General features: G+C 65.4%; 14 protein-coding genes and 1 pseudogene. 14 read left to right on the plus strand and 1 reads right to left on the minus strand.

Going from position 1 to position 21,217, the window contains the following annotated elements; all coding sequences use genetic code 11:
* The 14 genes and pseudogenes from murD to ligA all read left to right on the plus strand — a co-directional run bounded on the left by murD (position 1) and on the right by ligA (position 19,624).
* Positions 1–1,398: a UDP-N-acetylmuramoyl-L-alanine--D-glutamate ligase gene (gene murD, locus P6U27_RS09655; RefSeq protein ID WP_122401969.1), complete on the plus strand. Its 1,398-nt coding sequence runs from the start codon at positions 1–3 to the stop codon at positions 1,396–1,398.
* 219 nt (positions 1,399–1,617) lie between these two features.
* A pseudogene (locus P6U27_RS09660) lies at positions 1,618–2,554 on the plus strand (IS630 family transposase).
* Between the two features lie 123 nt (positions 2,555–2,677).
* The gene (locus P6U27_RS09665) at positions 2,678–3,829 is read left to right on the plus strand and encodes an FtsW/RodA/SpoVE family cell cycle protein (protein WP_122401970.1); all 1,152 of its coding nucleotides are present in this window, start codon (positions 2,678–2,680) and stop codon (positions 3,827–3,829) included.
* A gap of 98 nt (positions 3,830–3,927) precedes the next feature.
* Positions 3,928–5,031, plus strand: coding sequence for an undecaprenyldiphospho-muramoylpentapeptide beta-N-acetylglucosaminyltransferase (murG, locus tag P6U27_RS09670; protein ID WP_122401971.1), 1,104 nt, complete (start codon positions 3,928–3,930; stop codon positions 5,029–5,031).
* A gap of 121 nt (positions 5,032–5,152) precedes the next feature.
* Entirely contained in the window at positions 5,153–6,556 is a 1,404-nt protein-coding gene (gene murC, locus P6U27_RS09675; protein ID WP_122401972.1) for a UDP-N-acetylmuramate--L-alanine ligase, read from the plus strand.
* 4 nt (positions 6,557–6,560) lie between these two features.
* Positions 6,561–7,478, plus strand: coding sequence for a UDP-N-acetylmuramate dehydrogenase (murB, locus tag P6U27_RS09680; RefSeq protein ID WP_122401973.1), 918 nt, complete (start codon positions 6,561–6,563; stop codon positions 7,476–7,478).
* A 121-nt stretch (positions 7,479–7,599) separates the two neighbouring features.
* Positions 7,600–8,586, plus strand: coding sequence for a D-alanine--D-alanine ligase (locus tag P6U27_RS09685; RefSeq protein ID WP_122401974.1), 987 nt, complete (start codon positions 7,600–7,602; stop codon positions 8,584–8,586).
* Between the two features lie 346 nt (positions 8,587–8,932).
* The gene (locus P6U27_RS09690) at positions 8,933–9,955 is read left to right on the plus strand and encodes a cell division protein FtsQ/DivIB (RefSeq protein ID WP_122401975.1); all 1,023 of its coding nucleotides are present in this window, start codon (positions 8,933–8,935) and stop codon (positions 9,953–9,955) included.
* On the plus strand, positions 9,952–11,274 hold the full coding sequence (gene ftsA, locus P6U27_RS09695; RefSeq protein ID WP_122401976.1) for a cell division protein FtsA: 1,323 nt from the start codon (positions 9,952–9,954) through the stop codon (positions 11,272–11,274). Before P6U27_RS09690 ends, ftsA begins: the two co-directional genes overlap by 4 nt.
* Positions 11,275–11,361: 87 nt before the next feature.
* Entirely contained in the window at positions 11,362–13,149 is a 1,788-nt protein-coding gene (gene ftsZ / locus P6U27_RS09700; protein ID WP_122401977.1) for a cell division protein FtsZ, read from the plus strand.
* A 364-nt stretch (positions 13,150–13,513) separates the two neighbouring features.
* The gene (gene lpxC, locus P6U27_RS09705; RefSeq protein WP_122401978.1) at positions 13,514–14,476 is read left to right on the plus strand and encodes a UDP-3-O-acyl-N-acetylglucosamine deacetylase; all 963 of its coding nucleotides are present in this window, start codon (positions 13,514–13,516) and stop codon (positions 14,474–14,476) included.
* 243 nt (positions 14,477–14,719) lie between these two features.
* Positions 14,720–15,610, plus strand: a complete 891-nt coding sequence (locus P6U27_RS09710; protein ID WP_122401979.1) for an outer membrane protein assembly factor BamD — start codon at positions 14,720–14,722, stop codon at positions 15,608–15,610.
* A gap of 14 nt (positions 15,611–15,624) precedes the next feature.
* Positions 15,625–17,298, plus strand: coding sequence for a DNA repair protein RecN (gene recN, locus P6U27_RS09715; protein ID WP_122401980.1), 1,674 nt, complete (start codon positions 15,625–15,627; stop codon positions 17,296–17,298).
* A gap of 178 nt (positions 17,299–17,476) precedes the next feature.
* Entirely contained in the window at positions 17,477–19,624 is a 2,148-nt protein-coding gene (ligA, locus tag P6U27_RS09720) for an NAD-dependent DNA ligase LigA (RefSeq protein WP_122401981.1), read from the plus strand.
* Positions 19,625–19,737: 113 nt separating this feature from the next.
* Here the strand turns inward: ligA and P6U27_RS09725 are convergent, their stop codons facing one another.
* Entirely contained in the window at positions 19,738–21,015 is a 1,278-nt protein-coding gene (locus P6U27_RS09725; RefSeq protein WP_407193933.1) for a multidrug effflux MFS transporter, read from the minus strand.
* Between the last annotated feature and the right edge of the window lie 202 nt (positions 21,016–21,217).

Here is a 21,217-nt window from a genome sequence, read left to right on the forward strand (position 1 = left end):
ATGATCCCGGTCACATCCTTCGCCGGCAAGACGATCGCGGTGTTCGGCCTCGGCGGCTCGGGGCTCGCCTCGTGCCACGCGCTGAAGGCCGGCGGCGCCGAGGTGGTCGCCGCCGACGATAATGCCGAGAATGTCGCCAAGGCCGCGCAGGCCGGCTTCATCACTGCGGACCTGCGCAACGTCTCCTGGGCGAAGTTTGCAGCGCTCGTGCTCGCGCCCGGCGTGCCGCTGACCCATCCGGTGCCGCACTGGAGCGTGCTGAAGGCGCGCGAAGCCGGCGTCGAGGTGATCGGCGATATCGAACTGTTCTGCCGCGAACGGCGCCGGCATGCGCCGAACGCGCCGTTCGTTGCCATCACCGGCACCAACGGCAAATCGACCACGACGGCGTTGATCGCGCATCTGACCAAGGTCGCGGGATACGATACCCAGATGGGCGGCAATATCGGCACCGCGATCCTGTCGCTGGAGCCGCCACGCATGGGCCGCGTCCACGTCATCGAGATGTCGTCCTATCAGATCGACCTCACGCCCTCGCTCGATCCCTCCGTCGGCATTTTGCTCAACGTCAGCGAGGACCATATCGACCGTCACGGCACGCTCGCGCACTACGCCGCGGTGAAGGAGCGCCTCGTCGCGGCCGTGCAAGAAGGCGGCACCGCGATCGTCGGTGTCGACGACGGCTATTGCCGCGATGTCGCCGACCGGCTCGATCGCGCCGGCAAGAACGTGGTGCGGATCTCGGTCAAGAATCCGCTCGCGTCAGGCCTTTACGTCGAGCACGGCAACATCGTGCGCGCGTCGGGCGGCGCCCGCAGCGAAGTCGCCGCGCTCGGCGGTATCGGCTCGCTGCGCGGCCTGCACAACGCACAGAATGCGGCCTGCGCGGCGGCGGCCGCGCTCGCGATGGGCATCAGCCTGGACGTGCTGCAGAATGGCCTGCGCAGCTTTCCGGGCCTTGCGCACCGCATGGAGCAGGTCGGCCGACGCGGCAATGTTCTGTTCGTCAACGATTCCAAGGGCACCAACGCGGATGCCACCGCGCATGCGCTGTCGTCCTTCGCCGACATCTTCTGGATCGCCGGCGGCAAGCCGAAGGCCGGCGGCATCACCAGCCTGACCGGCTTCTTCCCGCGCATCCGAAAAGCCTATCTGATCGGCGAGGCCGCGCAGGAGTTTTCGGGCACGCTGGGACAAGTGCCGCACGAGATCAGCCAAACCCTCGATGTCGCGGTCGAGCACGCCGCGCGCGACGCGGAAGCGTCGGGCCTCACCGACGCAGTCGTGCTGCTCTCGCCAGCCTGCGCATCCTTCGACCAGTACCGCAATTTCGAGATCCGCGGCACCAAGTTCCGCGAACTGGTGCAGGCGCTGCCGGGTGTGAAGCCGGTGGTCTGAGGCATCCCCTCTCCACAATCTCCGTTGTCGTCGCCCGGCGTGACCGGGCGACCCAGTATCCCAGAGGCGGCGCTTGAGCCGAGAGGCCGCGGCGTACTGGATGCCCCGGTCGAGCCGGGGCATGACAGTTAGAGCATGTTGTTTTTGGCTGGAATCGGGATTCCCACCGGGAGCGATTTCTGATTCAACATCCATGCTGGAGGGCGGAGGCCGGCATGGATGACGCGACCCTATTCGGAAGACATCCGGGAACGGGCTTTGGCGCGAGCTGAGGCGGGAGAAACAGTTCGTTCGATTGCCGAGGCGCTCCAGATCAGCGCCTCCTGCGTGACGAAGTGGAAGAATCTGAGACGGGATACCGGAGGCCTGTCACCTGGCCAAATCGGCGGCCACAAGAAGCGGGTTCTGTCGGATGCCAACGCCGACTGGCTGCGCAAACGCATTCGCTCGGGGCCATTCACTTTGCGCAAGCTGACGCAGGAACTGGCTGCACGCGGGATCAAGACAGACGTGCGGGCGGTGTGGACTTTTGTTCACACCGAAGGGCTCAGCTTCAAAAAAACGATTCTACCAGCCGAGCAGGATCGTCCCGACGTCGCCCGTAAGCGGACCCGCTGGAAAGCACATCAAGGCAGGATCGACGTCGCGCGGTTGGTGTTTATCGACGAGACGTGGATCAAAACCAATATGGCACCACTGCGCGGCTGGGGGCATTGCGGGCAGCGCCTCCAAGCCTCTGCACCTTTCGGCCATTGGAAGACAATGACCTTCATCGCGGCGCTGCGTCACGATCGGATCAGCGCGCCTTGGGTGATTGATGGTCCCATCAATGGTGAGCTCTTCACGCTGTACGTCGAGAAGGTGTTACACCCTCGCACCGGGTGAGATCGTCGTTCTCGACAATCTTGGCAGCCACAAGGGCAAAGCGGCTCGCCAAGCCATCCGCGCCAGAGGCGCCCACCGCATCTTCTTGCCGCCCTACAGCCCGGACCTCAATCCGATCGAGCAGGTCTTCGCCAAACTCAAACATCTCATGCGAGCTGCCGAGCCCCGTGACGTGGAGGCAACCTGGAGAAAGGTTGGTGAACTCCTCGATCTCTTCTCCAAGGAGGAGTGCACCAACTACTTCAAAAACTCAGGCTATGTTTCCGTATAAAAACATCATGCTCTAGTTGTGTGGCGGCGGCGGAGATCATCTCCACACATCCGGATTTCCTTAACCCTGCGGTAACCAACCTCGGCGACCAATGGACGGACCTCTGTCTGAAAGCGGCCGCCCATGCTCTCCCGTGAAGAACGCACCCCCTTTTCCGAGTGGTGGTGGACCGTCGACAAGCCGCTGCTCGGGGCGATTCTGGTGCTGATGCTGACCGGCGTCATCCTGTCGCTGGCGGCGAGTCCGCCAGTGGCGACCCGCATCGGGCTTGATCCCTTCCATTTTTTCAGCCGGCACGTGCTGTTCCTCCTGCCGTCCTGCCTGGTGCTGCTCGGCGTGTCCTTCCTGTCGCCGCGATCGATCCGGCGCAGCGCGCTGATCATCTTTGCGATGAGCATCGTCCTGATCGCGGTGACGCTCGCCATCGGTCCCGAAGTGAAAGGCTCGCGGCGCTGGATCACACTGCTCGGCGTCAACATCCAGGCCTCGGAAATCGCAAAACCATCGTTCGTCGTCATCGCGGCATGGCTGTTTGCGGAATCGACCAGGCGGCCGGAGATGCCGGCGACGTCGATGGCGCTGGTTCTGCTCTTGATGCTGGTGTCGCTGCTGGTGATGGAGCCGGATTTCGGCCAGACCATGCTGATCCTGATGGTGTGGGGCTCGCTGTTCTTCATCGCGGGCATGCGCATGATCTGGGTGTTCGGTCTTGCCGGCGCCGCCGCCGCGGGCCTGTTCAGCGCCTATCTGTTCGTCCCGCATGTCGCCGGCCGTATCAAGCGCTTCATGAACCCGGCGTCGGGCGACACCTTCCAGGTCGATACCGCCATGGAGGCTTTCTACAATGGCGGCTGGTTCGGCCTCGGACCAGGCGAGGGAATTGCAAAACGCAGCCTGCCGGACAGCCATACCGACTTCGTGTTCGCGGTCGCCGCCGAAGAGTTCGGCATCATCCTGTGCCTTGCGATGCTGGCGCTGTTCGCCTTCGTCGTCATCCGCACGCTGTCGCGCGCCTACGCCAATGAGGACATGTTCTCGCGCTTCGCGGCCTCTGGGCTGGCGATCCTGTTCGGCGTGCAGGCGGCGATCAACATGTCGGTGAACCTGCAGCTCGTCCCCGCCAAGGGCATGACGCTGCCGTTCATCTCCTATGGCGGCTCCTCGATCGTCTCGCTCGCCTATGGCGTCGGCATGATGCTGGCGTTGACGCGGCTGCGCCCGCGCACCGAAGTCGAGGCGAGCGGCCACGCCGAAGCGATGCGCAGTTACGCGTAAGCCGTCATTGCGAGGAGCGAAGCGACGAAGCAACGGAGGTAGTCTGGATTGCTTCGCTTCGCTCGCAATGACGTGAGGGACCCTGTAAAAGGGCGCTTATGGACACATCTTCCCCCTTGATTCTCCTCGCCGCGGGCGGCACTGGCGGCCATCTGTTCCCGGCCGAGGCGCTTGGCGTCGAGCTGATCCGGCGCGGCTTTCGCGTTCGCCTCGTCACCGACGAGCGCGCGCTGCGCTATAGCGGGCTGTTCAGCAAGGACATGATCGACGTCGTCAGAAGCGAGACTGCGCGCGGCCGCAATCCATTCCAGCTCGCCTATGCCGGCCTCACGCTCGCCGTCGGCACGCTCTCCGCCTTTGGCCTGATCAAGCGATTGAAGCCGGCTGCCGTCGTCGGCTTTGGCGGCTATCCGACGCTGCCGCCGCTGGTCGCGGCGAAATTCGCCGGCGTTCCCAGCATCATCCATGATGCCAACGCGGTACTCGGCCGCGCCAACCGGTTCCTGTCGAGCCGCGTGCGCGCGATCGCGACGTCCTTGCCCGGCGTGCTCGATCGCGATCCGGCGCTGGCAGGCAAGACCACGACCGTCGGCACGCCGATGCGCCCGGCGATCCTCGCGGCGGCTGCGGTGAAATATGCCGCGCCCGAGGTGAACGGGCCGCTGCGCGTGCTCGTCGTCGGCGGCAGCCAGGGTGCCCGCATCATGGCCGATATCGTGCCGGGCGCGATCGAGCGGCTCGAGCCTGCGCTATGGAGCCGCCTCGCCCTCACCCAGCAGGTGCGCGAAGAGGATATGGCCCGCGTGCGCGCGGTCTATGACAAGCTCAGGATCAAGGTGGAGCTCGCGCCGTTCTTCACCGATTTGCCGGCGCGACTCGCCTCCAATCATCTGGTCGTGTCGCGCTCCGGCGCGGGCACCGTCGCCGAGCTCGCGGCGATCGGCCGGCCGTCGATCCTGGTGCCGCTGCCCGGCTCGATCGACCAGGATCAGTTCGCCAATGCCGGCGTGCTGGCCAAGGTCGACGGTGCCGTCCGGATCCCGCAGACCGAGTTCACCTCGGATCGTCTCGCCGCCGAGATCTCCGCCTTCGCTGCCGAACCCGCGCGCCTTGCCGCCATGGCCGCCGCCGCGAAGGGGGCAGGGCGGCTCGATGCCGCCGAGCGGCTGGCCGATCTGGTGGTCAAGGTCGCGGGAATCTGACGCGAAAAAGCCCTTGTCTTCGCGTTCCAAAGCGGGGCATCCAGTGGGAAGGGCGCGCGGCTGATTTGGCCGTGACCTCCGCAGATGCCGCCGTTCCGGCGGCAAGGTCAGGGAACTGAGCATGAGACTGCCGCGCGAGATCGGACCCATCCACTTCGTCGGGATCGGCGGGATCGGGATGAGCGGCATCGCCGAGGTGCTGGTCAATCTCGGCTATGCCGTGCAGGGCTCCGACGCCGCCGACAATTACAATCTCGACCGTCTGCGCAAGAAGGGTGCGAAAGTCTCGGTCGGTCATAAGGCCGAGAATATCGACGGTGCCGAGGTCGTGGTCGTGTCCTCCGCGATCAAGCGCGACAATCCGGAACTGATGGCGGCGCGCGAGAAACGCATTCCCGTGGTGCGCCGCGCCGAAATGCTGGCCGAGCTGATGCGCCTGAAGAGTTGCGTCGCCATCGCCGGCACGCACGGCAAGACCACGACGACGACGATGGTCGCAACACTGCTCGATGCCGGCGGGCTCGATCCCACCGTGATCAATGGCGGCATCATCAACGCCTACGGCTCCAACGCGCGGCTGGGGGCCGGCGATTGGATGGTGGTGGAGGCCGATGAGAGCGACGGCACCTTCCTGAAGCTGCCGACCGATGTCGCGATCGTCACCAATGTCGACCCTGAGCATCTCGACCACTTCAAGACCTTCGAGGCCGTGCAGGACGCCTTCCGTCATTTCGTCGAGAACCTGCCATTCTACGGCTTTGCCGTGATGTGCATCGATCATCCCGTGGTGCAGAGCCTCGTCGGCAAGATCGAGGATCGCCGCATCATCACTTATGGCGAGAATCCGCAGGCCGATGCGCGGCTGGTCGACCTGACGCCGATGGGCGGCGGATCGAAATTCAAGGTCGCGTTCCGCGATCGCAAGACGGGCAGCGTGCACGAGATCGCCGATCTCATGCTGCCGATGCCGGGCCGTCACAACGCCTCCAATGCGACGGCCGCGATCGCGGTCGCGCGCGAGCTCGGCGTCTCCGACGAGGCGATCCGCAAGGCGATCGCCGGCTTCGGCGGCGTCAAGCGCCGCTTCACCAGGACCGGAGAGTGGAACGGCGTCACCGTGATCGACGACTATGGCCACCACCCCGTCGAGATCGCTGCCGTGCTGAAAGCTGCGCGCGAATCCACCAACGGCAAGATCATCGCCGTGGTGCAGCCGCATCGCTACACCCGCCTGCAATCGCTGTTCGAGGAATTCTGCACCTGCTTCAACGATGCCGATGCCGTTGTCGTCGCCGACGTCTATGCCGCCGGCGAGGCGCCGATCAACGGCATCGACCGTGACCATTTCGTCGTTGGCCTGCGCGCGCACGGCCATCGCGAGGTGATCCCGCTGCCGGCAGCAACGGAGCTCGCCGGCATCATCAGGGGATTGGCGAAGTCCGGCGATCTCGTCGTCTGCCTTGGGGCCGGCAACATCACGCAATGGGCGTATGCGTTGCCCGGCGAATTGAAGGCATTGGGGTAGGGCGGTGAGCTTCCCCGACATCACACCCTCGCTCAAAGCCGCAATGCCGGAGCTGCGCGGCCGGCTGCTGGCGAACCAGTCGCTGGCCGAACTCACCTGGTTTCGCGTCGGCGGTCCGGCGCAGGTGCTGTTCACGCCGGCGGATGAGGACGATCTCGCTTATTTCCTCGCGCATCTTGCCTCCGACATTCCCGTCTATGTCATCGGCGTCGGCTCCAACCTGATCGTGCGCGACGGCGGCATTGCCGGCGTGGTGATCCGTCTCGCGCCGCGCGCCTTCGGCGAGGCGACCGCGAGTGGCGACATCGTCACCGCAGGCACGGCTGCGCTCGACAAGCGCGTGGCGGAAGTGGCGGCTTCCGCCAATATCGGCGGACTCGAATTCTTTTTCGGCATTCCCGGGACCATCGGAGGCGCGCTGCGCATGAATGCCGGCGCCAATGGCGGCGAGACCAAGGATGTGCTGATCGAGGCGAGGGGTGTCGCGCGCGACGGCACGAAGCATGTCTTCTCCAACGCCGACATGAAGTTCGTCTACCGCAACAGCGGCGTCGATCCTTCCATCATCTTCACCTCCGCCCGGTTTCGCGGTGAGATCAGGGCTGCGGAGGCAATCCGCGCGCGCATGGCCGAGGTGCAGAGCCATCGCGAGACCGCGCAGCCGATTCGCGAGAAGACCGGCGGCTCGACCTTCAAGAACCCGCCGGGCCACTCCGCCTGGAAGCTGGTGGATGCCGCCGGCTGCCGCGGCTTGCGTGTCGGCGGCGCGCAGGTCTCGGAGATGCACTGCAACTTCCTGATCAACACGGGCGATGCCACCGCGCGCGATATCGAGACACTCGGCGAGACCGTGCGCGAGCGCGTGAAGGCGAATTCCGGAATTGAGCTACACTGGGAAATCAAGCGGATCGGGGTTTCATGATTTCCGTCATTCCGGGGCGATGCGTTGGCATCGAACCCGGAATCTCGAGCTTCTCAGGTGGGCAATTGCGCACCACAGTTCGCGCCTCGCGCGCCCCGGAATGACCAATATGAGGACACGAATGCGCATCACCATCCTCTTCGGCGGCTCCAACCGCGAGCGTCTTGTCTCGGTCGCCTCGGCCCAGGCGCTGCATCAGGCATTGCCGGAGGCCGACCTGTGGTGGTGGGACGTCGAGGACAAGGTGCATGTGGTGCAGTCGAAGCAACTGCTCGAACACGCCCGTCCGTTCGAGGACGAGTTCAAGCCGGGCACATCAGGCATTCCGCTGGACCGGGCGCTCGACCAGGCCAAGGCCGAAGGCCGCGTGCTGGTGCTTGGCCTGCATGGCGGGCGTGCCGAGAACGGCGAATTGCAGGTGATGTGCGAGGCGCGCGGCGTGCCCTTCACCGGCTCGGGCTCGGCGTCGTCGCATCTTGCCTTCGACAAGATCGCCGCTAAGCGCTTCGCCGCGCTCGGCGGCGTGACGCCGCCTGCGAACGTTGCGCTTGATGACATCGAGGAGGCCTTTGCCGAATACGGCCGGTTGATCGCAAAGCCGGCCCGGGATGGGTCGAGCTATGGCCTGATCTTCGTCAACGCCAAGCAGGATCTCGTCGCCGTCCGTAACGCGGCAAAGCACGAGGAATACGTGATCGAGCCCTATATCGCCGGCGTGGAAGCGACCTGCGGTGTGCTGGAGCGCACCGACGGCTCGATCATCTCGCTGCCGCCGATCGAGATCATTCCGGGCGAGGGCAATTTCGACTACGCGGCGAAATATCTGCTGAAGTCGACCCAGGAGATATGCCCCGGCCGCTTCGCACCGGAGATCACCGCCGCGCTCAAGGAGCAGGCGATGCTGGCCCATCGCGCGATGTCCTGCACCGGCTACTCGCGCTCGGACTTCATCGTCTCGGACAAGGGCCTCGTCTATCTCGAGACCAACACGCTCCCCGGGCTGACAAAGTCCTCGCTCTATCCCAAGGCGCTGAAGGCGGAAGGTATCGCGTTCGTCGATTTCCTGCACGGGCTGGTCGAGCTCGCCGGGCGCGGCGTACGGAAATAATTAGGACTGGTTAACGGCCGGATTGGCGAAACGGCCGGGTTTAGCGGCCAAAACCGGTAAAATGCCGGATATCGCGGCACAAAGGCCGGATATCGCGGGGCAAAATGCGCAAATCGTTAACGAATTTTACCTTTTGTTTACCAGGACGTCCGAAGGTTAACGCTGGCGGCGCATATGGCGCTTTGGCTGCCGGCGCGTGAGCTGTCGCGGGTGATGTCACCTCCAGCGAACGCATTGAAGGGGAGAGGCTTCTTCTGCTGAAGACCAGCACCCGGCCCGGCACCGAGACGTCATGTTCGCCAGGATCCGCGCGATGTCGCGGGCAAACTGTTGACGAGCTCGTGCAATGGATGGAGCAGGAAGCCTCTCCCGATCGGTTTTCAGATCGCTGAGGCCCCAAGCTGACCTGAAGGCGGCCGCTATCGGAGCGGTCGTGCTTTTGCGCGAGTGGGTACAGGACAAGCACGCAGAGGCGCGCGCTGCCGCCAAGGACAAGGCCAAAACCAGAGCCAAGGCCGCCGTCGAGCGTGAGCCGCCGCCGCGCGTGGTTGCACTGGTCGAGCGCTATCTGCCGCGCCGGGTCGGCCTCACCATGACCGTGCTGCTCCTGATCGGAAGCTGCGGCTTTGGCATCGTCAAGGGCGGCCATCTCCAGGATTTCATCACTGCGGTCAGTGATGCCCGCAACGCGCTGGCCAATTCCGCCGGCTTCCGCATCACCTCCGTCGTGATCAACGGCCGCAAGCAGCTGACCCAGGACGAGATTCTCGCGATCGGCGGCGTCAGCGGCCGCTCCTCGCTGCTGTTCCTCGATGCCGATGCGGTACGCGACAAGCTGAAGGCCAATCCCTGGATCGCGGATGCGACCGTGCTGAAGCTCTATCCGGGCCAGCTCATGATCGAGCTCACCGAGCGCAAGGCGTTCGCGCTGTGGCAGGAGGCCGGCCGCCTCTCGGTCATCGCCGACGACGGCGCCGTGCTCGAACCCTACGTCTCGCGGCGCTTCCTGACGCTGCCGCTCGTGGTCGGCAAGGGCGCCGAGACGCAGGCCCGCGATTTCCTGGCGCTCCTGGCGCGCTATCCGCAGGTCAAATCGATCACCAAAGCCGCGATCTTCGTCGGCGAGCGACGCTGGAACCTGAGGCTCAAGGACGGCCTCGACATCCGCCTGCCCGAGCAGGACGTCGGCAATGCGCTTGCGATGCTTTCGAAGCTCGACAAGGAAGACAGGCTGTTCTCCCGCGATATCGTCGCCGTCGACATGCGCCTGCCCGATCGGCTGGTGGTGCAGCTGTCCGAGGACGCCGCCAAGGCGCGCGAGGAGCAGTTCAAGGACAAGAAGAAAAAGAAGGCCGGGGATTCCGCATGACCGGTCTCGATCGCACCCAGACGCCGAAGACGCGCCCGATGCCGCACAAGCGCGGCGGCCTCGTCGCCTGCCTCGACATCGGCACCAGCAAGATCGCCTGCATGATCGCACGGCTGAAGCCGTCGCCGCCGAGCGATGCGTTGCGCGGCCGCACCCATGCGGTGGAATTGATCGGATACAGCCAGATCCAGGCGCGCGGCATGAAGGCCGGCGCGGTGATCGATCTCGGCGAATGCGAGCAGGCGGTGCGTCACGCCGTCGGGCTTGCCGAGAAGATGGCCAAGGTACGGGTCGAGTCGGTGCTGCTGTCGGTCTCCGGCGGCCGGCCCGCCGGCCAGCTGGTCGAAGCCGCCGCCGACATCCGTGGCGGCGCCGTGACGCCGGCCGATGTCAGCCGCGTCACCTCCACCGGCATGCGCCATGCCACCGGCGAAGGTCGCACCGTGCTGCACGCGCTGCCGGTGGGCTACACGCTCGACGGCGTCAAGGGCATCCGCGATCCCCGCGGCATGGTCGCGCACCAGTTCGGCGTCGACATGAACGTCGTCACCTGCGACGCCACCGTGGCGCGGAACCTGATGCTGGCGGTGGAACGCTGCCACATCAATGTCGAAGCCATGGCGGCGAGCCCCTATGTCGCCGGTCTGTCGGTGCTGACCGACGACGAGGCCGATCTCGGCGCTGCCGTCGTCGAGATGGGCGCGGGCACCACCACGATTGCCGTTTATTCAGGCGGCCGCTTCGTGCATGCGGCGGGTTTTGCGGTTGGCGGGCAACACATCACGATGGATCTTGCGCGCGGACTCTCGGCCACCATTGCCGATGCCGAGCGAATCAAGACCTTATACGGGACCGTCATCACCGGCGGATCGGACTCGCGTGAGCTGATGTCTGTGCCGACAGCCGGTGACGAGCAGGATCTGCCGCAGATCGTTTCTCGCGCCACCATCGCGAATATCGTCAAGCACCGTGCCGAGGAAGTCTTCGAAATGGTTCGGGACAAGCTGAAGGATTCGCCCTTCGCCTCAGAGCCAAACGGCCGCGTCGTGCTCTCGGGCGGTGCCTCGCAGCTGACCGGTCTCGTCGAGCTCGGCACCCGGATTCTCGGCCGGCCCGTGCGGGTCGGCCGTCCGCTTGGTTTCGGCCGGCTGCCCGTTGAGGCGAAGAACGCCGCGTTCGCGGTGCCGACCGGACTTCTCGTCTACCCGCAATATGTTCACCTCGAACATGTCGAACCGCGGCATACGCGGCAGCAGGTCAAGACAGGGACCGGCGGATATCTCGGAAAGGTCGGACGATGGCTACGCGAGGGCTTCTGATGACTGCTTTCCGCAATCTTCGATTTTCACCAACTCCCGCGGCCGCCGGCCGGGGCGAACCCACGCGCGCGTGATCGAGAGGCAACCATGACCATCAGCATCAATGTTCCTGATATTCACGAACTGAAGCCCCGGATCACCGTGTTCGGCGTCGGCGGTGCCGGTGGCAACGCCGTCAACAACATGATCACGGCGGGGCTGCAGGGTGTCGACTTCGTGGTCGCCAATACCGACGCGCAGGCGCTGACGATGTCGAAGGCGCAGCGCATCGTGCAGATGGGCACGGCGGTCACGCAAGGCCTCGGCGCCGGTTCGCAGCCGAACGTCGGCGCCGCGGCGGCGGAAGAGGTGATCGACGAGCTGCGCGACCATCTCTCCGGCGCCAACATGGTGTTCGTCACCGCCGGCATGGGCGGCGGCACCGGCACCGGCGCTGCACCCGTCATCGCCAAGACCGCGCGCGACATGGGCATCCTCACCGTCGGTGTCGTGACCAAGCCGTTCCACTTCGAGGGCGGTCGCCGCATGCGCACGGCCGAAGCCGGCATCGCCGAGCTGCACAAGGTCGTGGACACGCTCCTGATCATCCCGAACCAGAACCTGTTCCGGGTCGCCAACGAGAAGACCACCTTCGCCGACGCCTTCGCGATGGCCGACCAGGTGCTCTACTCGGGCGTCGCCTGCATCACCGACCTCATGGTCAAGGAAGGCCTCATCAACCTCGACTTCGCCGATGTCCGCGCCGTCATGCGCGAGATGGGCAAGGCGATGATGGGCACCGGCGAAGCCTCCGGCGACAAGCGTGCGTTGACCGCCGCTGAAGCCGCGATCGCCAACCCGCTGATCGATGACAGCTCGATGAAGGGCGCCAAGGGCCTCCTCATCTCCATCACCGGCGGCAAGGACCTCACGCTGTTCGAGGTCGACGAGGCCGCGACCCGCATCCGCGAGGAAGTCGACCAGGACGCCAACATCATCGTCGGCGCGACCTTCGACGAGGCGCTCGACGGCCTGATCCGCGTCTCGGTGGTCGCAACCGGCATCGAGCAGGCCGCGATCGCCCGCAACAGCCAGGCGACCTCCGCTCCCGTCGCAAACCCGGCCCCGCAGGTGCAGCAGGCCGCGGCGCCGGCCGCCGCTGCCGAGAGCCGTCTCGCCGACCTCACCGCGCGGCTCCGTGCCGATAACCAGCGTCTGGCCGAACGCGCCCAGAAGCTGGAAGCCCAGACCCCGGCCGGCGCGCCGGCTCCGGCTGCTGCCGCGCCCCGTCCGAACGTCGAGCGTGCTGCGCTCGCCGCCATCGCCGCTGCCGTGGCTGAAGCCCCGCAGGCGCCCGCGCCGCAGACCTATGGCGATGTCACGGTGCGACCGATCGCGCAGAAGCCGACCCTGTTCCCGGAGCCGGACATGGCCCCGGTCGCAATGCAGGAGCCGATGACGCCCGAAACCTTCATCCCGCCGCAGGCGGAGCGTCCGGTGCGCGCGCCGCGGATGCCGCGCATCGAGGAACTGCCGATTCCGGCCCAGGCCGAGATTCGTCAGGCCCGCGGCGAGGTCGAAGAGGAGGCCCCGCAGAAGACCCGCCTGTCGCTGCTGCAGCGCCTCGCCAATGTCGGGCTTGGCCGTCGCGACGAGGAAAGTGAGCCGCCGGTCGCGGCCCGCACCGCCGGTCCCGCTATGCCGCCACTGCCCGAGCGCCGGCAGCAGAAGACCGTGGCGCAGCAAATCGCATCCAATGAGCCGGTATCAGAGTACGCCCGCCGTCCCGCGCCGCAGGGTCTGGACATGCATGGCCGCCCCGCGCCTGTTGCGCCGGCGCCACAGGGTGACGACCATCTTGATATCCCGGCCTTCCTGCGCCGGCAGGCGACCTGAGGATTGTTACAATAAGGCAGACGAAAAGAGGTCCCGGCGAGAGGTTCGCCGGGACCTTTCCTTTTGCCCCGTACATGCCCGGATGATGCTTCCAAGCGACTGATTTTAAATGATTAATTACGCATTTGGTGGTTCAGTCAACCCGCCGCCGGCGGCCTCAAACCTCGGTGCAATTTGGTTAAGCCTTGGCGCGAATACGGCAGGTTTGGGGTAACAATCGGTAAAAAAGCGTGAGTTGGCGCTGTTTGAGGCAGCAACTATGGTTCGCCGTGACTTGGGGATACGGAGATTCGCAACTGTCGGCACTCGCCGGCCAAGCGGGTCTCGTATAAGTCGCAGTGGGTCGTAGTGGGGCGGATTCCTGATGAAGTTTAGCCGGCAAACAACGCTTCGTGCGCAAGCCTCTGTGGCAGGCGTGGGCGTTCATTCCGGTCTTCCCGTCACTCTCACGCTTGGGCCTGCGCCCGTGGACGCGGGTTTCATTTTTGTCCGCACCGGCCTTGACGGAAGTGACCGCGAAGTTCAGGCGACCGCCGAGCAGGTGATCGCGACCGACTTTGCCACTGTTCTCGGGGACCACGATGGCCCGCTGGTGTCCACTGCCGAGCACGTGCTCGCAGCGCTGCGGGGCATGGGCGTCGACAACGCCACCATCGAGATCGACGGTCCCGAAGTACCGATCATGGACGGCAGCGCTGCGGCCTTCATTGCGGCAATCGACCAGGCCGGCATCGTCACCCAGCCCGCGCAGCGCCGCTTCATTCAGGTTTTGAAGCCGATCTCGGTCAAGATCGGCGACTCCTTCGGCGAGATCAGGCCCCACGCCAGCGGTTTCCGCGTCGAGGTCGAGATCGACTTCACCAATCCCGTCATCGGCCAGCAGGCTTACGCCTTCGACCTCAATCCGGAAGGCTTCCGCCGCGAAGTCGGGAGGGCCCGGACTTTCGGCCTGATGGGCGATGTCGCGCGGCTCTGGAGCGCCGGCTATGCCCTCGGCGCCTCCTTCGATAACACCGTCGTGTTCGATGACGAGCGGCTGCTCAATACCGAGGGCTTGCGCTACGCCGATGAATGCGCCCGTCACAAGGTGCTGGATGTGATCGGCGACCTCTCGCTGGCCGGGCTGCCGCTGCTTGGTGCCTATCGCTCGGTGCGTGGCGGCCACAAGCTCAACCACGCAGTCCTGACCGCGCTGCTCGCCGACCGGACCGCCTGGCGGGTGGTCGAGGGCGAGGCTGCGCGTCGCACCACGCGTCCCGTCGGCGAAGTCGGTCGCGGCATCGTCGGTGGCCGGATCGCCGCGGCATTCGGACCGGATGTGTCCTGAAGCGACCTGTCGCTCCCGCGTATGGCTGGCGGCTTCCCTGGGAAACTCCTGGTAAGCATGATCGGCTAGCATTGGGGCAGGTTCGCCTTAATCCGGGCGAAATGCCTGCCTATCCGGTTCGTTACGATCGTTTTTCGGATACATCGGCGTGGTCGCATGGCAGGCACCACGGCACATTTCGCGCCCATGACGGGGGTCGTGGGCTGGCGGACACCGCATCACAGGGCGTCAGGTCTTAAACTCATGTCGGCACAGCGTATGACGCGCGGATATTTCTCGGTCTCGTCGCGAGCCCGTGGGCTGCTTCAGGCCGTCACTTTCATCATGCTCGCGCTGCCGCTCGCCGGCTGCGGCACCGGCTCGCTCTGGGACAAATTCACCGCCAAGGACGACACCTTCGTCGAGGAGCCCGCTGACAAGATCTACAATGAGGGCCTGTACCTCATGAACGAGAAGAAGGACATGAAGGCGGCGAACAAGAAGTTCGAGGAGGTCGACCGCCAGCATCCTTATTCCGACTGGGCCCGTAAATCGCTGCTGATGTCGGCCTATGCGTCCTACCAGGGCGGCGACTATGACGGCTGCATCGGTGCCGCCACGCGCTATGTCACGCTGCATCCCGGCAGTCCGGACGCGGCCTATGCGCAATACCTGATCGCCGCCTCCCATTACGACCAGATTCCGGATATCAGCCGCGACCAGTCCCGTACCGAAAAGGCGATCGCCGCGCTGGAAGAGGTGGTGCGCAAATATCCGAACTCGGAATATGCGACTTCGGCCAAGGCCAAGATCGAGGGTGCGCGCGACCAACTCGCCGGCAAGGAGATGAATGTCGGCCGCTACTACGCCCAGAAGCGCGACTACACGGCCGCGATCAACCGCTACAAGGCCGTCGTCACGCAGTACCAGACCACCCGCCATGTCGAGGAGGCGCTGTACCGGTTGACCGAAGCCTATATGGCGATCGGCATCGTCGGCGAGGCACAGACCGCGGCGGCCGTGCTTGGTCACAATTTTCCTGACAGCCGCTGGTACAAGGACGCCTATAATCTTGTAAAATCCGGCGGTCTCGAGCCGAGCGAGAATCAGGGGTCCTGGATCAGCAAGACCTTCAAGAAAATGGGTCTCGGCTAGGAAATTGGGGTTCCATGCTGGCGCGTCTGTCGATCCGTGACATCGTCCTGATCGAACGGCTCGATATCGAATTCGCCTCCGGCCTCGCGGTTTTGACCGGCGAGACCGGTGCAGGCAAATCCATCCTGCTCGATGCTTTTGCGCTGGCGCTCGGCGGCCGCGGCGATGCCGGCCTCGTGCGCCACGGTGCGGAGCAGGGGCAGGTCACCGCCGTGTTCGATGTCCCGAAAAATCACCCGGCGGCCAAGATTCTGGCCGAGAACGGCCTCGACGATACCGGCGAGATGATCTTGCGCCGCGTGCAGCTTGCCGACGGCCGCACCCGCGCCTTCATCAACGATCAGTCGATCAGCGTGCAGACGCTGAAGGCGGTCGGCACCGCCCTGGTCGAGATCCACGGTCAGCACGACGAGCGCGCGCTGGTCGATGCCGCCACCCACCGCCGCCTGCTCGACGCCTTTGCCGGCCTCGAAAAGGACGTCGCGGCGGTTGAAGCGCTCTGGGACGAGCGCCGCAGCGCCAACACCGCGCTGGAGGAGCATCGCGCTGCCATGGAGCGTGCCGCACGCGAGGCCGATTATCTGCGCCACGCCTCCGACGAGCTGAAGCAGCTTGCGCCCAAGGAGGGCGAGGAGACCGCGCTGGCCTCGCGCCGCACCACCATGATGCAGGGCGAGAAGATCGCCTCTGACCTGCGCGAGGCGCAGGAAGCGGTCGGCGGCAATCATTCGCCGGTCGCCGCCCTGTCGGCGGCGGTGCGCCGGCTGGAGCGCCGCGGCGTCAACTCGCCGGCGCTGGTCGAGCCCGCGGTGAAGGCGATCGACGCGGCGATCAACGCGCTGGAGGAAGCCGACCAGCATCTCCAGGCAGCGCTGGCCGCAACCGATTTCGATCCAGCCGAGCTCGAGCGCATCGAGGAGCGGCTGTTCGCGCTCCGCGCCGCCTCGCGCAAATATTCGACGCCGGTCGACGGGCTCGCCGCGCTGGCCGCCAAATATGCCGCGGACGTCGTTCTGATCGACGCCGGCGCCTCGCGCCTGAAGAAGCTGGAGCAGGCGGCGATCGAGGCAGATAGCCGTTATGCGGCCGCCGCCAGGAAGCTGTCGCTGGCGCGGCAGAAATCGGCGGAGAAGCTCAACAAGGCCGTCAATGCCGAGCTCGCGCCGCTCAAGCTCGAACGCGCAAAATTCATAACCCAGGTCGAGACGGACGAAGCCGCACCGGGGCCGCAAGGTTTCGATCGCGTCGAGTTCTGGGTGCAGACCAACCCGGGCACCAAGCCGGGTCCGCTGATGAAGGTCGCCTCCGGCGGCGAGCTGTCGCGCTTCCTGTTGGCGCTCAAGGTCGTGCTGTCCGACCGCGGTTCGGCGCCGACCCTGGTGTTCGACGAGATCGATACCGGCGTCGGCGGTGCGGTCGCGGACGCCATCGGCGGGCGCCTGGCGCGGCTCGCCGGTAAGGTCCAGGTCATGGCCGTGACCCACGCCCCACAGGTCGCCGCCCGCGCCGACCAGCACCTCCTGATCTCCAAGGACGCCCTCGACAAGGGCAAGCGCGTCGCCACCCGCGTCAATGCGCTCGCCGCCGACCACCGCCGCGAGGAAATCGCCCGCATGCTCGCCGGTGCCGAGATCACCGCCGAGGCGAGGGCAGCGGCGGAACGATTGCTGAAGGCGGCGACGGCTTAGAGTCGTTTCCCGGACGCGGCGCAGCGCGTAGCGCTGCTCCGCAGAGCCGGGACCCAGAGCTCCCGCCGCATGGGCCCCGGCTCAGCAGCGCATCGCTGAAGAGGCGCTGCGCTGCATCCGGGGCACGAGATTTCCACAAGCCTTTACCCTCCCGCCCGCTCCGTCGTATCCAAGCACCATGGCCAGAGCAGCAAAATCGAAACCGCTTCGCGACCTCGCCGACCTCACCAAGGCGCAGGCCAAGGTCGAGCATATGCGGCTGTCGCTCGAGATCGAGGGGCACAACGAGCGATACTATCAGGAGGACGCGCCCAGCGTCACCGACGCCGAATATGACGCGCTGCGTCAGCGCCTCAATGCCATCGAGAAGCGCTTCCCCGAATTCGTCACCGCGGATTCGCCCTCGCAGAAGGTCGGCGCCGCGCCGTCAGGCCGCTTCAAGAAAGTCCGGCATTCCCTGCCCATGCTGTCGCTCGACAATGCCTTTGCGGAAGAGGACGTGCGTGATTTCGTTGGGCGCATCGTCCGGTTCCTGAAGCTCGACGACGACAAGGTCGATTTCTCCGCCGAGCCGAAGATCGATGGTCTCTCGATGTCGCTGCGCTACGAGGGCGGCGAGCTCGTCACCGCCGCGACGCGCGGCGACGGCGCGGTCGGCGAGGACGTCACCGCCAACATCCGCACGCTCGAAGACGTTCCGCAGAAGCTGAAGAGCCGCAACGTCCCCGATATCTGCGAGGTACGCGGCGAGGTCTACATGACCAAGAAGGCGTTCCTCGCGCTCAACGAGCGGCAGAAGGCGGAAGGCGGCACCATCTTCGCCAATCCGCGCAATTCGGCCGCCGGCTCGCTCCGGCAGAAGGACGCGACCATCACCGCCTCCCGTCCCCTCGGCTTCTTCGCCTATGCCTGGGGGCAGATGAGTGCGATGCCGGAGGATACGCAGAGCGGCATGATCGGCTGGTTCGAGCGCTGCGGCTTCAAGACCAATCCACTGACCAAGCTCTGTCACTCCGTCGAGGAGCTGCTCGCGTTTCATCATGCGATCGAGGAGCAGCGCGCACGGCTCGACTACGACATCGACGGCGTCGTCTACAAGGTCGACCGCATCGACTGGCAGGAGCGGCTCGGCTTCGTCTCGCGCACGCCGCGCTGGGGCATCGCGCACAAATTCCCGGCGGAGCGTGCCATGACGGTGCTGCGCGACATCGAGATCCAGGTCGGCCGCACCGGCTCGTTCACGCCGGTCGGCAAGCTCGAGCCGGTCGGCGTCGGCGGCGTGATCGTGCAGAACGTCACGCTGCACAACGAGGACTACATCAAGGGCATCGGCAACAAGGGCGAGGTGCTGCGCGAGGGGCGCGACATCAGGATCGGCGACACCGTCGTGATCCAGCGCGCCGGCGACGTCATCCCGCAGGTGGTCGACGTCGTCCTCGACAAGCGGCCGAAGACCGCAAAGGAGTTCCACTTCCCGAAGAAGTGCCCGTGTCCGCTGCACACCGACGTCGTGCGCGAGGAGACCGCGACGGGCGAGGAGGGCTCGCGCGCCCGCTGCACCGGCGAGTTCGCCTGTCCCTACCAGAAGATCGAGCACCTCAAGCTGTTCGTGTCGCGGCGGGCCTTCGACATCGACGGCCTTGGCGAGAAGCAGCTCCAGTATTTCTTCGACGAGGGATGGGTGAAGGAGCCCGCCGACATCTTCACGCTGGAGCAGCGCAACGCGAAGCTCAAGCTCGAGGAGGTCGAGGGCTACGGCGCGACCTCGGTGCGCAACCTGTTCGGCGCCATCGAGAACCGGCGAAAAATCGCGCTGGAGCGCTTCATCTATGCGCTCGGCATGCGCCATGTCGGCGAGACCACGGCGCTGGCGCTGGCGCGCGGCTACGGCTCGTGGGACGCCTTCCACGACGCTTGCCTCAAGGTCGCTCGCGGCGACGAGGAGGCGATTGCGGACATGGACGCGCTCGATCAGATCGGTGACACCGTGATCAAGAGCATCGCCGATTATTTCGGCGAGAGCCACAACCGCGGCATCGTCGAACGGCTGACCAGTGAGGTCGAGATCGTCGACGCCGAGAAGCCGAAGAGCAACTCGGCCGTCGCCGGCAAGACCGTGGTGTTCACAGGCTCGCTGGAGAAGATGACGCGGGATGAAGCCAAAGCGACAGCTGAGCGGTTAGGGGCCAAGGTGTCGGGCTCGGTTTCGAAGAAGACCGATCTGGTGGTCGCCGGCCCCGGCGCGGGCTCGAAGCTCGCCGAAGCCAACAAGCACGGCGTCAAGGTGCTGACCGAGGACGAGTGGCTGAAGCTGATCGGGGAGTGAAGGTTTTCTTTCCTCATTGCGAGCGCAGCGAAGCAATCCAGAATCCTTCCGCGACGACAGTCTGGATTTGCTTCGCTGCGCTCGCAATGACGGAAGAGGGCGGCGGCCGCTCGTCACATCATCCCCGTCTCTTCCTCCTCCGCCTGCTCGATCAATTCCTCACTCACCACGACCTCGCGGCGCGGCACGACGAAGATCATTGTGCACGCACAGAGCAGCGAGATCGCGAGGACCGCGGAGGTGAGGGGCAGCGTCGTTGCGGAGTGGCCGCCGAGATAGGCGCCGAATTGCGACATCAGCGCGCCAATGCCCTGCTGCAGGAAGCCCATCGCGCCTGAGGCGGTGCCCGCCGCTTCGGGGCGGATGCTGATCGCTCCGGCTGCGGAATTCGCCATCACGAAGGCATTGCCGACCATCACGATCATCTGCGTGCCGAAAAGCCAGCTTGGGGCCTCGTTCCAGCCAGTCACGCTCCAGAGCAGGTTCAGGAGGCCGCCGCAAAGCTGCAGGCCAAGCCCGAGCCAAATGAGCCTTTCCAGCGAGTGCCTGGGCGCAAATCGCACGCAGAGCAGGTTGCCGACGAGATACGCAAAACCCGTCGTGGCGAACCACGCGCCGTATTCGGCGCTGCTCCGTCCCATCTGCGTCACCACGATGTAGGGCCCGCCGCCGGCGAAGGTGAAAATGATCTGCGAGGCCAGCACCTGGCACATCACGTAACCGACGAAGGCGCGGTTCGTGATCAGCATGCCGACGTCGCGGCGAAAGCTGCTGCCGACGCCGCGGGTGCGGCGCGTCTCGGGCAGCGCCACCCCAATCCCGACGGCGACAATAATCGCACCGATCGTGATGGCGTAGAAGATCGCGCGCCAGCCGAACGCGGTCTCGATCAGGCCGCCGGTGAGCGGCGAGACCATCTGTCCGATCATCAGCGCCGCGACCACGAGGCTGATCATCGAGGCGACGCGATCGCGCTCATAGATGTCGCGGATGATGGCGCGGCTCACCACCATACCGGCGGCGCCGCCCAGCGCCTGGAAGAAGCGTGCTGCGATCAGCTGCGGCAGGTTTTGCGCGAGGATGCAGCCGATGCTGGCCGCCACCATCAGCGCCAGTCCTCCGAGCAGCACCGGACGCCGTCCGAACCGGTCCGACAGCGGACCCATGATCAGCTGCGACAGCGCGATGCCGACCATGTAGAGCGAGACCGTCATCTGCGCGATCGAGATGTCGCTGCCGAAATTCGTCGCCAGCACCGGCAGCGCCGGAACCAGCATGTAGAGCGAGATCGGCGCGATCCCGGTCATGATGACCAGCAGCAGCAGCACCGCGCGCGAGGTCGCGATGGTCTTCGTGGCCGCTTCCGGCGGCCCGCTGATCATGCCGTGCATAAGTGTCCGTCTCGTCCAAATCCGAATCGGACTGTAGCGTCGCTACACAAGACGGATATCGGCGTTTCGGAATGCGGCTATACGGATTTTGGGATGGTTACAATAATAGCGCGATGGCGACCGATTGGGCGCGTTGCTTGCGCCGCAAATGCGATGTCATTCGCCGCGAAAGCGGGGAATCCAGTACGCCGCGGCTTCTCCG

The organism is Bradyrhizobium sp. STM 3566 (assembly GCF_045571445.1).
Classification (GTDB): Bacteria; Pseudomonadota; Alphaproteobacteria; order Rhizobiales; family Xanthobacteraceae; genus Bradyrhizobium; species Bradyrhizobium vignae.